This window comes from Kitasatospora sp. NPDC004669, from assembly GCF_040609455.1.
Classification (GTDB): Bacteria; Actinomycetota; Actinomycetes; order Streptomycetales; family Streptomycetaceae; genus Kitasatospora.
Window position 1 is genome coordinate 1 of sequence record NZ_JBEXKB010000126.1, and the last position, 13,527, is coordinate 13,527.

The window sequence follows — 13,527 nt, forward strand, 5'->3', positions numbered from 1 at the left end:
CCCGCGGAGCGGGTCCCTACGGGCCTTCGGCCCTCCGTTTGCGCCTGACCTTCGGTCAGGCGTCGGACCCGCTCCGCGTGTCCGCACCCGGGCTTCGCCCGGGTGGGCCCGGCGCTTCGCGCTCGGGCCGGCACCACTCCGCTTCGCTCCATGATGCCGGTGGGCTGATGCCCATTCAAGTCATTGAGCTGGAATTTTGGCTGAACTCAAGACAGGCTGACTGGGGGAAAGGGTGGCGTGTCGGGGGCGCATGCGAGCTGGCTTCACTCCCGCCAGATTGGTCTAGTCCATGGTCCAGACCACTGTTTCGGCCCCATGAAGGGGTGGGGTGCGCTACCCTGGCAGGGTGAGCAACGGTCCCCGGTGTATCAGTCTTGGAGTGTCAGGCGATCCCGCCGGAAGCAGGGTTCGGGCCCACGCTTTTCGGGTATTCGCCGGATTCCTTGGCCGTGGACTGATATCCTGCCGGATAGCCGCTTCAGTCAGGCTTGTATTCCAGTCGGATGGATTTCTTGGCCGGTCCGTTGGATGTATCAGTAGGGCACTGTCAGCATTTCCCGTGTGGTCCCGTGTGCGGGCTCGGGAATGGGTGAGGGGAGACTCGTCTTCGTGAACGTCGTGAAGCCCGGCCTGATGGCCGCTCAGGCAGCCGCCGGCATCTCGCTGCGCGGACACCAGGAGGAAGCCCTGGAGGCCATCGTGCGGGGCCTGACGTCCCGTCCGGGACACTCCGCCCCCAACGGGTTGCGGGTGACCGTCCAGATGGCCACCGGCTCCGGCAAGAGCTACGTCGGGGCGGCGGCCGGCCAGAAGCTGGTGCCCCGCGGCGTGGTCCTGGTCGTCGTGCCGACTCTGGACCTGCTGGTGCAGATGATCGGCTCGTGGCGGGCGGCCGGGCGCTCCGGGGACATGCACGCCATCTGCTCGCTGGTCGACTCGGAGCTGCCGTTCGGCGTGATGGCGACCACCAGCCCGCTGATGATCGGCATGTGGCTGTCCAACGCCGCGAAGCACCGCCGGCCGACCACCCTCTTCGCCACCTACACCTCCGTCGGTGCGGTCGCCGACGCCTACGAGTATTGGGCGGAGCGCCAGGGCGAGCTGCTGCCCCCGCTCGGGCTGATGGTCTGCGACGAGGCGCACCGCTCCTCCGGCAGCGTGGAGAAGACCTGGACGGTGGTGCACGACCAGGCCGCCATCCCTGCGGACCGCCGGCTCTACATGACGGCGACTCCGAGGATCTGGGCGCCGCCCAAGCGCCCGGTGAAGGGCCGTGAGGGGGCCTACCAGCCGCTGCCGGAGGAACTGGCGGTGTCCATGGACGACCAGCGGATCTACGGGCCGCACGTCTACGCCCTGGGCCTGGCGGAGGCCATCGACAGGAAGCTGCTCGCCCCATTCGAGATCGTGGTCCTGGAACTGCGCGACCCGCTCGGCGACCGGGCCGCGGCCGAGCAGCAGGGCGTGCCGTGGGGTCCGGGGGTCGGCGAGGCCCAGGACGGGAGCGAGGACGAGGTGCCGGCCGCGCGCATCGCGGCCATCCAGGCCGGGCTGGCCAAGACCGTGGTCGAGCGAGGGCTGGAGCGGTGCATCACGTTCCACAACCGCACGATCGAGGCCCGCTATTTCTCCGAGACGCTGAACCAGACCGTCGAGAAGCTGCACTTCGAAAACCCGCAGAAATACCCGCCGGAATTCTGGGCGCAGTGGCTCTCCGGCGAGCACGAGATCGACTACCGGAAGGAGCTCATCGAGGACTTCGGGCGTGGCGAGGAGGACGACGGACTTAAGCACCGGATCTTCAGCAACTGCAAGGTCCTGGGCGAGGGTGTCGATATGCCAAATTCAGATTCGGTGCTTCTCCAGGGCCGGGGCAGCATGGTGGATATCGTCCAGGCCATCGGCCGGGCCCTGCGCATGCAGCCCGGGGAAGGAAAGACTGCCAGCCTGATCGTGCCGGTTTTCCTCAAGCCGGGAGAGGAGCCCGGGGACATTCTGGAGTCCGATTCCTACGGTCCCCTGGTCAAGATCCTTACCGCGCTGCGCAGCCACGACGCCAAGGTGGTCGAGGCCCTCGCGGTGCCGCAGAAGTCCGGCAAGCGGACCAAGGGGCGCAGCGCCGAGGCTGCTTCCGGCCCTGGTGAGAGCATGGTTGTTGCGGGCGGGTCGGGGGCGTTCACGCTGCCGGTGCGGTTCCAGACGCCGGTGGACGAGAACGTGCTCGCCTTGTTCATCGCGTCCCGGGTCCTGGTCGGCGAGACGCAGCTGTGGCGTGAGGGGATCGGGCATGCGCGGCGCTGGTTCGAGGAAACCGGCGGGCTCGACGTCCCTTATTCCGCGCTTGTCGGAGAAAATGGGAATTATCCTCTCGGAAAGTGGCTGTCGGACCGGCGCAGCGAGAATGCGAATGGTGAACTGGCGTCATACCGGGTGGAGATGCTGGACGCGCTCGGGATGATCTGGTCCGTCAGCGACGCCAGGTTCGAGGCCGGTCTCGACTGGGCGCGGGTCTGGGCGAAGGAGCACGGTTCGTCTCTGGCTGCGCCGGCCCGGGCGTGGGTCGGTTCCTACCCGATCGGCACCTGGCTCTCCGAACTGCGCGCCGCCGCCCAGGTGCCGGCCGGGGAGCAGGGCGCGCTGTCGCCCGAGCGGCGGCGGGCGCTGGAGGAGATCGACCCCTGGTGGTGCCCCACTTGGCCGATCACCTGGCAGCGCGCCTACGCCACCGCCCGGCTGTGGTGGCTGGAGTCCGACGGCCTGGTGGACTGGACCGCCCTGCCGCTGGACACGGTGTACGAGGGCGAGCAGCTCGGCCGCTGGGTGCGGGCGCAGCGGGCTGGCTGGCCGGACCTGGCCGAGGACCAGCAGGACCTGCTCGCCGCGATCGGCATCGAGGCCGACGCCGAGCTGGTGGCCGCCAAGGCCGTGGCCGAGGCGAAGCCGAAGGTGTCCCGCACCGACCGGTTCCAGCAGGGTCTGGCGGCGCTGGCGGCCTTCGTCGAGCGTGAGGGCCATGCCCGGGTGCCGCGGTCCTATCGGTCTGCGGAAGGGCTGGCGCTGGGCACCTGGTGGAACAACACCAAGGCCAGGCGGGACAAGCTCACCGAGGAGCAGCGCGGGCAGCTGGAAGCCCTGGGAGTGGCTTGGTAGGGCTGCGCTGCTACGCCCCGGCATGCGGAGGGGGCGAAGCCGTAGGCGGCGGGCGCAACAGCGGGAGGGGCGGGCCAGTGGCCTGCCCCTCCCGATCGCTGTTCAGCCTTCCCGGGCGACCGGCGGCCACCCCCGGCAAGGCCGCGATCGGCCTGTGTCCGGCACCGTACCCCACTGGTCTGTCTCCGCGTTGAGGTTCAGCGCCGTTGGGGGGTGCTGGGCTTCGCCGGGAGCAGTAGCGATTCATCGGTGGTCGCGGGGTCGGCCAGGACGGCTTGGTCCAGGGCGGTGCCGATGGCCGGGTAGAGGTACAAACCGGCCCTGGTGCGGCCGCTGGCAGCCACACCACGGGCGCCTGGTCGTGAGTGTCCTACTCGGTGGCGTGGTGGAGGTCCTCCGGCGGGTGGGCGGTGAAGACGACAGATAGCTGGTGTCGATCCCGGGTGCTCGGTATCGGTGGGTGAGTGCGATCCGGCAGGGGCTGTTGGCACTCGTTGGAGTGAAGCGGACTGGCTTGGGCTTCTGTGGATTTCGCAGTGCGCTTGGCTGGGGCTGGGAGGGTGGCGAGTCCTGTCCGGGGTGGGCATCGGGTCTCGTCTGGGTGCGATGGCGGATTTTGCGGTACCGCAGTCGGCTGGGGTCGGCTGGGACGGGGTGGAGTCGACGGATGCGCGGTTCCTTGACCCGGTGGGGCGGGTGCGGCAGTTGCCGTGGGGTGAGGCGGCGCGGGAGGTGGTCCTGGAGGGCTGTTCTCCTCTGGCGGCGTTTCCGGTGCGGCCGGGGAGGCGCGTGGCACCGGGCTGGTGGTGGTCGGCGACGTGTGGGCGGTTGGTGGCCTACGGCTCGGGGCTGATGCGTACGCAGGTCATGCTGATGGACCGGGATCCGGGGGTCGTCGCGTTGGCGTGCCAGCCGGTGGAGCTGGTCTGGAGCGAGCGCGGCACGGTGGTGGGGCATGCGCCGCAGGTCATGACTCGGCTGGCTGACGGGAGCGGGCTGCTGGTCGACTGCGTGGGCCGTGAGGGGCCTTCCGCGAGGCTCGCCGCGCGGGCGGCCGTGGTGGCTGCGGCGGTGAGGGCGGTGGGGTGGCGCTATCGGCTGGCCGGACCTGCGGACCCGGTGGTGGTGGCCAATGTGCGGTGGCTGGCGGGCTACCGGCATCCCCGCTATGGCGCTGGTGGGTGTTTGTCAGATGTCTTGGGGGCCTTCGATCGGCCGCGGTCTGCGGTGGAGGGCGTGCGGTCTGTCGGGGATCCGATCGCGGTGTGGCCGGTGCTGTTCCACGCCCTATGGCACGGTCTGCTGCAGGCGCGGCTGGATGTGCCGTTGCACGAGCGGGTCCTCGTCTCGGCGTCGCTGGGTGAGGGGTGCGTGGGATGACGCATCCTGTTGTCGCTGTGGGCGCGAGCGTGCGCTTCGATGGGCGTGAGTGGACCGTGGCGGTCCTGGAAGGTGCCCGGGTCACCCTGGTCGGCGATGGTGGCACGACGGCTGCGGTCCTGTTGCCTTACCTGCTTGCTGCTGAGGGGTTTGAGGTCATCGGCGGCGACCCGGTGCCCGGGATCCCGCCGTTCACCCTGCTGGACGGGCTGCCTGCCGAGGTCCGCGAGCGTGCCTTGGACTGGCAGCGGCACGTGCTGGAGGTGGAGACCGGTTTCCCCGACCGCGCCCGGAGCGGGCTGCCGCGGCCCGAGTACGACCCTGCGGCGCACAGCATGGCGCAGCGGGAGGTGGCGAAGGCGGCGGAGCTGTCGGCGGCGGGGTGGGCGGCGGGTGTGGGGACGGTGCGGCGGATGCGGGCGCGGTACCGGGTGCGGGGGCTGTGGGGGTTGGTGGATGGGCGGGTGGTGAAGGGCGGTTCGCGGTTGGGGCGGGCGGACGAGCGGGTGGCTGCGGTGATCCTGCGGGTGTTGAAGGAGCAGCGTGGCCGGTCGTCGGGGACGTTGTCGCGGCTGCGTCGGCAGGTTGGGTGGGCGTTGGAGGAGGAGTTCGGGGAGGGGGCGGTTGTTCTTCCGCCGACGTCGACGTTCAACCGGCTGGTACATGCTCTGGCCGATGGGCAGGGGCTGCTGGGGTCGGCGGTGCAACGTCGGCGGCGCTCGTCGCGGCCCACTCCCCCGTTCACGCCGACGGTGGCGCTGCGGCCGGGCGAGTTGGTGATGCTGGACAGCACACCGCTGGATGTGATGGCGGTCCTGGACGACGGGGTGGTCGCCCGGCTGGATCTGGTGATCGCGCTGGATGTGGCGACGCGGAGCATCTGCGCGGTGGTGCTGCGGCCGGCCGGGGCGAAGGCGGTGGATGCCGCTTTGCTGTTGGCCCAGATGGTGACGCCTATGGCCATGCGGGTGGGCTGGGACGAGGCGCTGTCGATGCGCCGGTCGGCGGTGCCTTTCGAGCGGCTGGTCGCTTTGGATGCGCGGCTTGCGGGTGCTGCGGCGCGGCCGGTGATCATGCCGGAGATGGTCGTGGTGGACCAGGAATCGGTGTTCGTGTCGCAGACGTTCGTGGGGGCGTGCGAGAGCCTGGGGGTATCGGTGCAGCCGGTTCCGCCGGCCAACGGCCCGGCGAAGGGGAACGTGGAGCGCACCTTCCGGTCGATCGGGACCGGGTTCAACCAGTACGTGGCCGGCCACACGGGGTCCGATGTCTCCCAGCGGGGCGAGGGTGTGGAGGAAGAGGCGGTCTGGAACATCGCGCAGCTGCGGGACCTGCTGGACGAATGGGTCGTGGCGGGCTGGCAGGAGCGCCGGCATGGGGCACTGCGGCACCCGCTGTTGCCCAAGGTCAGCGTGTCGCCGAACGAGATGTGGGCCGCGCTGGTGGGGCTGTGCGGGCATGTCCCGCTGCCGCTGTCGGGCACCGACTTCGTCGAGCTGCTCGAGGTGAAGTGGTTGGCCGTCAACGACTACGGGATCCGCTTCGACTACCGCACCTACGACCTCGACCACCCGTGGCTGAACGACTGCCGCGGACGGCGCTCCGCCCGGCAGGACAAGAAGGGCCGGTGGGAGGTCCGCTGCAATCCGCACGACCCGGGCCAGGTGTGGGTGCGGACGCCGCAGGGCTGGCTGGAGGTGCCGTGGGTGCACCGCACGCTGGTGACGCTCCCGTTTACCGCCAACACCTGGGACTACGTCCGGGGGACGGTTGAGCGCCGGGAGGGCCGGGCGGAGCACGAGGCGCAGCTGGCGCGGGTGCTGGACGATCTGCTGCGCCGGGCCGACAGGGGGCTGGGCAGCAAACGCGAGCGCGCTGTCGCGGCGAAGGCCCGCGCAGGTGCCCTCGCTGCCGGCACCGATCTGGGGCGGGTGGCCGGCGGTGGGGCTTCGGGGCTCGCGGCGGCCTTCGGCTACCAGGATGTCGTGGGCGTTCCCGGTGGCCGGGGGTGGCACGACGGGGATGACGCGGACGGCGCGGACGGCGTGGACGAGGAGGTTGTCGGCGGCGAGGAGTGGTGGGCGGACGACCCGGGTGAGGACGGTCAGGACGATGCGGGCGGTGATGCGCCGCACACACGGTCTGAGGGCGCGGGCACGCCTGTCTGTGGGCAGGGCACGGCGGCCAGCCCGGAGCGCGGGTCGGCACAGTCGGGCGCCGCGCCGCGGCCGGCGCGGGCACCGGCCTGTGCGGGGGCGTCGGATCGGCAGAGGCCAGGTGCGCCCGGACCGGGCACACGGCACGGCGGCGGCACGTACGACGCCTATGAGGAGGCTCAGCGTTGGACGGCACGATGACCCCCGCTGGGGGCCCGGCGGTGCGGGAGCTCGCGTCGCAGGAGCTGACCACCTGGGACGGGTGGCAGCGCTTCGTGGACGCTCCTGATGCGCAGCCGGGCGATGTCCTGGACGAGGAGTGGGGTCTGGAGGAGCGGGAGCGGTACCACTCGCGGTTCGTGGTGCTGCGGACCCCGGCGATGGACAGGATCTCGCTGTCGGTGCGGCGGCTGCTGGCGCTCAACCGGGGGCAGCAGGGCGGCGCCAGGCGCGGGCTGATCATCTCCGGGCCGTCGACGACCGGGAAGACCACCGCGATGCAGCAGCTCGGGCGGACGGTGGAGATGGCGGACCGGCTGCGGCACCCGGGGGTTCGGGATCGGCTGCCGGTGCTGTTCGTCACCGTGCCGCCGTCCTCCACCCCGAAGATGCTGATCAGCGAGTTCGCCCGGTTTCTCGGTCTCCCGCTGGCCGAGCGGATGAACCAGGTCCAGATCACCAACGCGGTGTGCGAGTTGCTGTGCGATCTGGGCACCCAACTGGTGCTGGTCGACGACGTGCACCTGATGGAAACGCGCAGCCGGGTCGGCGCGGAGACGTCCGACCAGCTCAAGTACCTGGGCGAGCGGATTCCCGCGACGTTTGTCTACTCCGGCGTCAATGTCGAGACCTCTCCCCTGCTGACCGGGGTTCGCGGGGCGCAGCTCGCCGGACGGTTCAAGATCCTTCGAAACCCGCCGCTGGCCTACGCGACCGCTGAGGAGCAGGCCGTGTGGCACGACCTGCTGGATGACATGGACCGGGCGCTGCGGCTGCGTCGGCATGTGGCGGGCACGCTGCCGCGGCATGCGGCCTATATCCATGCCCGGACCGGTGGCAGGATCGGCAGCCTTTCCCACCTGGTGCGTGAGGCCGCGATCGCGGCGCTCTACGACGGCGGCGAGCGGATCACGAAGAAGCTTCTGGCGGGGATCGAACTCGATACCGCTGCCGAGCAGCAGGCTCGTCCGCGGAGGCGCGGGCTTGTCTGACCGGAACGGGAGTACCTGTCAGGCTTCATCCGGCGCCGACGTCGGCCGGACGGTGGAGTCGCTGGCGACACAGCGGCTGTCTCCCGTCCCGCTGAGTCGGCGGCCGGGTCCGGTGAGGGTGGCTCCGTTACCTGGCGAGACGACGCTGTCGTTCTTGCAGCGTCTGGCCGGCCGGTGCCGCCTGGATGTGAAGGTCCTCGTGTCGGCTCTCGTCACCCACGACGGGGTGCAGCGGATGTTCAAGGACTACAAGGCCGACGGCGAGGTGTACCTGAACGCGGCGGCGCGGGAACGGGTGGCCGCGTTCTGCGGCGTGCCGCAGGAGCATCTGCGTCGCGCGTTGCCCATGTGGGAGCAGGAGGAGCCTCCGGGAACAGCGTTGTGGGGACCGGCAGGCCAGTTCCGTGTGCGGAAGGCCGTCGCCAGGGCTGCGGGGGTGGCATGCCGGTCGTGTACGGCGGCACGCACTGGGCATGCGGCCCCCGCCCGGGTGTACCTGCTGGAGCACGGTCGTGTCTGCCGTCGCCACCGGGTGTGGCTGGTGGGGAGCCATCGGGTCGGCGGGAACCTGCTTGACCTCACGCAGATCGACATTGCCGGGGCGTGGGAGATCGCGGCGGCGCAGCGACGGCATGTGCGGCTCCTGCGCAACCGCCCGCATGCCGAGCGGGCGTTCGTCATCGCACGAGCCGCCGTCACGTCGTGGTGGACACAGGACTGGCCGCGCGAGAAGACGTGGCCGCGGCGCGGGGAGGCACTCACACCGGCAGAGGCAGTCCCGGGGTGGTGGCGCATCGCCACCCGTGACGCTGTCGCCTACCCGGAAGCGGTGGCGGTGGCGTCGGTCCTCACCGACCCGTACGTGCAACGGCGGGCTCTGCAGGATGTCGGAGGACACCTACCGCATGTCCTGGCGGACGCCCCGTATCTGGTCGCGGAGCTGGCCCGGGTCCTGGGGCGGCCGTGGCTGGGCGAGGAGATCGCCTCCGAGGCCGCCGGGCCCCTGTTCACGTGGCTGCGCGGCTGCGTGAAGAGCCGGGGCGACACGGACGGCAGCGAGCTGATGTGGAACAGCCATTCAGCCCACCAGCCGCTGTCACTCGGGCAAGCGCTGAAGGCCTATCAGGACGCTACGACGGGCCCGGATGCCCATGAAATGTCCGGGCTCGTACCCGGACAAGGTCCGGCGGACCGTGCCTTCGCCGCAGGGATGGAACAGGCCCGCTCCTACGCGGCCCGGCATGGCCACCTCGCCGTACCCAAGGCGGGCCGCACCCCCGACGGCTACCCCCTGGGCACTTTCCTGAGCAACCAGCGCAACCGCACCACCCTGCCGCTGGCACACGCCCAGCAGCTCGAAGCGCTCGACCCCTGGTGGAACGCGCCGTGGCCCGTCAGCTGGCAACGCACCTACTACCGGGCCCGCGACATCGCGCGAAGCCGAGGGCTACGCCCCGAAGCCGGGTTCCCGAACACCCCCATCAGCCTCGGGGAATGGCTGCACGCCCAGTGCCGGCATTTCGACCGGCTCCACCCGCAGCAGCAGCGTCTGCTGGCCGACATCGGCCTCACCCTCGACGGCGCTCGCGCGGCCAGACCCCGCCGCCGCAACCTCCAGGCCGACTTCGAGACCGGCCTGGAACGCGCCCGCGCCTACGCCGCCGAACACGGCCACCTGTTCGTGCACAAGAACACTCGGCACGGCGACTTCCCGCTGGGCGTCTGGCTGACAGGACACAGGCAGAGGGACCGCCGCACCACCGAACCCTCACCTCAGGCACAAGCCCTTTCCGCCATCGACTCGTGGTGGAACCCGCCGTGGGGCATCCCCTGGCAACGCCGCTACCACGAGGTCCGCACGCAGGCATCGGCGGCCGGCCTTGTCCTGGACGCCCGTGCCGGCTTCCCCGGGACCACCGACCAGAGCGCCATGTGGCTGTACACCCAGTGCGCGGAGTACCGGGAACTCCACCCACAGCAGCGCGAGTTGCTCGCCGCTATCGGCATCACCGCCGATGACGCGGCCGCGGCGCAGCAGCGCTACGACGGGACGGCGACCGACTTCCCCACGGGCCTGCCCTACGCCCGCTCCTACGCCGCGGAGCACGGGCATCTGGCGCTGCTGTACGGCCATACCCATCAGGGGTTCCCACTCGGACGATGGCTCAGCCAGCACCGGGCCGCGGCGACCGCCCAGATGCGGCTGACCGGGCGCCCCGCGCGCAGCACGGCGGTGCTGTCCGAGCTCGACCCGTGGTGGAACCCGCCCTGGTCGATCACCTGGCAACACCACTGGCAGCAGGCCCGCATCCGTCTCGCCGCCGGCCGGCTACGCGCGGATGATGACTTCACCGAGATCAACGAGCCGCTGCGGACGTGGCTGGAACAGCAATGCGCCGACTACGACAGCCTGCTGCCCGAACAACGCGGGCTGCTGGCGGACATCGGGATCTCCGAAGAACAGGCCCGCACCCGGACGAAGGCCCCCACCACCCGGCCGCACCATCCTGTGACCGACACGGCGCTCAGCCACGCCCGCGCCTACGCCGCCGCCCACGGCCACCTCGCCCTCCACAGCGACGAGCAGCACGACGGCTTCCCGCTCGGCGCATGGCTCAACGACCAACGTGCCCGAGCCGGCCGCAGGACCCACATCACCGAGCTCCACCAGGAACTCGCCGACCTCGACCGGTGGTGGAACCCGCCCAGGCCGTTCCGTTGGCAGCGCACCTACCAGCAGGCCCGCACCGCCCACACCCGGGGCCGGCCGCTCCCCCGGCTCGTCGAGGCCTGGGCCCTGGACCAGCAGCGCGCCTGGGCCGGCCTGCACCCCCAGCAACAACAACTCCTGGCCGCCATCGGCGTCACGTTGGCTATCCCGGGCACCCGGCCGGTACGGGCGATCAAACTCAGCCCCGGCCTGGAACACGCCCGCGCCTACGCCACCACCCACGGCCACCTCGTCCCTGACAAGACCACCGAACACGACGGCTTCCCCCTCGGCCGCTGGCTCGGACAACAACGCGTCCACGCCCGCCAAGGCCGCCTCTCACCCCAAGCCCAGCAGACCCTGGACGCGATCGACCCCTGGTGGAGTCCACCCTGGCCCATCCGCTGGCAACGCATCTGGCACCACACCCGCCTCGCCGGGACCCGCGCCGACCGGCCCGATCAACTCCAGCACTGGGCGACACGACAGATCGCGAACTGGCACCACCTCCACCCCCAACAACAACACCTCCTCACCAGCACCGGCATCGCTCCCGAAGACGGCGTAGACGGTGAGCCGACCACCAGCACGCGGCGCTCCACGGCAGCTCCTCAACGAACGGGACGGTCAAAGTGATTGAGGAGATAGGCGACCAGGAGGCGCAGCCAACCCTCAATTGCGGTGCCAGCGAAGCATGGCCGGGAGAGCTGCACGTCGCCACACGTCCTGACGCAGGCCGATCCGGAGGAACTGGAAGCGTCCAGGCGGTCCGGCAGCAAGGCCCTGATCTGCAAGAGGCAGGAGACGATCTGCCGCCCCGAGTGCTTGACCTACAGCGCGCTGTGGATCCGGATGCATATCTGACCCGCCAGGAGCTCCAGCGCCTGGCCGGAGCTGGCGCCGGATCAGCGGAACCAGCTGCCGGCGATTGGAAGAGTGCTGGCGCTGGCGTCCGGGGCTCTTGAGTGCCGGAGGCCGCCCTAGGGTTTCGGCTGCTGTGCGGGTCGTCCGGACGCGGGGCCGGTCGGACCACCGGCTTCCAGGCGAGTGCCGCCTTTCAACCAGCGGCTCACCACGCCGATGGCGGCGCCTACCTCGTTCGCGAGTTCAGTGATTGTGGGCTGTGGGCCCGCCGGGCGCCAGTACCTCCATCGGAGGTTTTCGATCATTTTGTCCGGGTAGCGCCGGCCCATGTGGTGGTCCTCGCCCATGAGCATCGTGCCGTGAAGCTTCTTGTCCGCGGCGTTCTCGGCCGGGGTGCCGAGGGAAAGGTGTGCCGGGTTGTTGCAGTTGTTGCGGAAGGTTTCCTCCAGGCACTTGTGGAGGATGTGCTGGCCTTTGATGTCCCCAAGGGTCAGGCTGTGGGCTATCACGTAGGCAATCCGGTGGGCCGGAGGCGTGTTCTGGCCGTCGAACCGCATGAAGCCGTAGCCGAACGGATTGCGCGGCTTGCCGATCCACGGCCAGCACGCCTCCGGTCCGCCGGAGCTGTCGACTTGGGCGTGGAACTCCGAGATCCGTGCCACTCGCTCCAGCGCGGACAGGTCAATGTCCCCGGGGACACGCCAGCCGCCGGCCCGGGGAACTTCGGGGTTGTCCACGACGCGGGGCAGCGTGGGCCCCTTCATGCGGCCTTCGCGGCGGGCTCGCGCGGTATCACGGTTGTTCTCGGCCTGGGTGCCCGGCCGTAGGTGCGCGGGGTTGCAGCAGGGGCGGTTGTCGCACAGGTGCCGTAGAAGGAGATTCGCCGGTGCTACAGCAAGGCCCCAGGCAAGCGTGTATGCCACCACGTGGGCTGACATGGTGCCGACCATGTTCGCGCCTGAGGGAATGTTCCCGTAGCCGTGCCGGGTGGTTCCGGTCCACAACCAGCAGGCGTTCGGTCCGGCGGTTCGATCGATCTGAGTCCAGAAGAGGGCCTCTCGGTAGCGCCGCCGCTCGGGGGTCTCGACAAGGCCGTAGAGCACGCCGCCGTCGGTGACCCGCTGCCCAGCGGTGCCGTGCAGGTGCTTGTACGTCTTGCCGTTGACCAACTGGTTGATCCGCGACAACGTGGCGCCGAGCACTTGCGCGATCTGTGTCTGCGTCATCTTGCCGGACTGGTACTGCCTTAACGCCCAGCGGGCCTGCTCGTCCGACAGCGACCTGTTCCCCATGGCCGGAGGCTACGGCCACCCACTGACAACAGCTGGCCATCTCCATCACCGGCGGCCTTACCGGCGCGATGACAGTGCCGGTCGTATCCAGTTCCCGCCGCCCGATGCGGTAGGACATCTGCCCACCGTGCCGTCCTGAAAACGGTACGGCGGCACCGCCTTCGACGGCGCCGGCGCGCCTGCCGGGTATCCGTCCCCACGGCCTGGGGCCATTCCGGTTGCGTGCCAACTCCGGTCTGCGGCTGGTAGATTGGTGCCGAATTTGCTCTGCCCGGGTCAGCCCGGCCGGTGGTTCGCGACCGCCCAGAGTGCGACGCAGTGTGCCGACCTACTTAATGTCGGTGAGGACCTCACGGGGGTCTTCTTTGTCGCACCCTGCGTCGGAAGGCCCGCCCCGTCAGTGTGGGAACAGCAACCCTGGCGGAGATCTTCGTGAGTTTCCTGTTCACTGCGGCTCAGCATGGCGGCCCGGTCCTCACCACCCTGATCTCCCTGGTCGTCGTGCTGAGCACTATCCTCGGCGCTGTCGTCCTGACGTCCATCTGGTCCTCCGACACGGCCAGGCGCCGCGATGCCCAAAAGACTCTCAAGCTCCTCCTACGACGCCGAGTCCGATGACAGACACTCGGCAACAAACGCCTCCTGCCTAGGGACGCGATCGAGGTGAACAGTGAGCTGCCCCGACTTTGGTGGAGTCCGCGATCGTGTGATCAAGCGGCTTGCGGGGCTCGCTCCAGTTGCGCCCAGTAATCCTGCTCGTATTC

General features: G+C 70.0%; 7 protein-coding genes. 5 read left to right on the forward strand and 2 right to left on the reverse strand.

Going from position 1 to position 13,527, the window contains the following annotated elements:
- Window positions 1–609: 609 nt before the first annotated feature.
- Window positions 610–3,150: a Helicase associated domain protein gene (locus tag ABZW30_RS44560; RefSeq protein ID WP_355677052.1), complete on the forward strand. Its 2,541-nt coding sequence runs from the start codon at window positions 610–612 to the stop codon at window positions 3,148–3,150.
- Between the two features lie 197 nt (window positions 3,151–3,347).
- Here the strand turns inward: ABZW30_RS44560 and ABZW30_RS44565 are convergent, their stop codons facing one another.
- Window positions 3,348–3,494: a hypothetical protein gene (locus ABZW30_RS44565; RefSeq protein ID WP_355677053.1), complete on the reverse strand. Its 147-nt coding sequence runs from the start codon at window positions 3,492–3,494 to the stop codon at window positions 3,348–3,350.
- A gap of 262 nt (window positions 3,495–3,756) precedes the next feature.
- Between ABZW30_RS44565 and ABZW30_RS44570 the strand changes: the two genes are divergently transcribed.
- From ABZW30_RS44570 to ABZW30_RS44585, 4 genes are read left to right on the forward strand one after another with little or no spacing between them, the layout of a single operon-like run.
- On the forward strand, window positions 3,757–4,530 hold the full coding sequence (locus ABZW30_RS44570) for a TnsA-like heteromeric transposase endonuclease subunit (RefSeq protein ID WP_355677054.1): 774 nt from the start codon (window positions 3,757–3,759) through the stop codon (window positions 4,528–4,530).
- Entirely contained in the window at window positions 4,527–6,887 is a 2,361-nt protein-coding gene (locus tag ABZW30_RS44575; RefSeq protein ID WP_355677055.1) for a transposase, read from the forward strand. Before ABZW30_RS44570 ends, ABZW30_RS44575 begins: the two co-directional genes overlap by 4 nt.
- A complete protein-coding gene (locus ABZW30_RS44580) occupies window positions 6,884–7,897 on the forward strand; it encodes an ATP-binding protein (RefSeq protein ID WP_355677057.1) in 1,014 nt (337 codons plus the stop codon). The genes ABZW30_RS44575 and ABZW30_RS44580 overlap by 4 nt, the downstream gene beginning before the upstream one ends.
- A 52-nt stretch (window positions 7,898–7,949) precedes the next feature.
- A complete protein-coding gene (locus ABZW30_RS44585; protein WP_355677058.1) occupies window positions 7,950–11,243 on the forward strand; it encodes a Helicase associated domain protein in 3,294 nt (1,097 codons plus the stop codon).
- Window positions 11,244–11,587: 344 nt separating this feature from the next.
- On the opposite strand, the gene ABZW30_RS44590 is transcribed toward ABZW30_RS44585, so the two are convergent.
- The gene (locus ABZW30_RS44590) at window positions 11,588–12,763 is read right to left on the reverse strand and encodes an HNH endonuclease (RefSeq protein ID WP_355677056.1); all 1,176 of its coding nucleotides are present in this window, start codon (window positions 12,761–12,763) and stop codon (window positions 11,588–11,590) included.
- Window positions 12,764–13,527 lie beyond the last annotated feature (764 nt).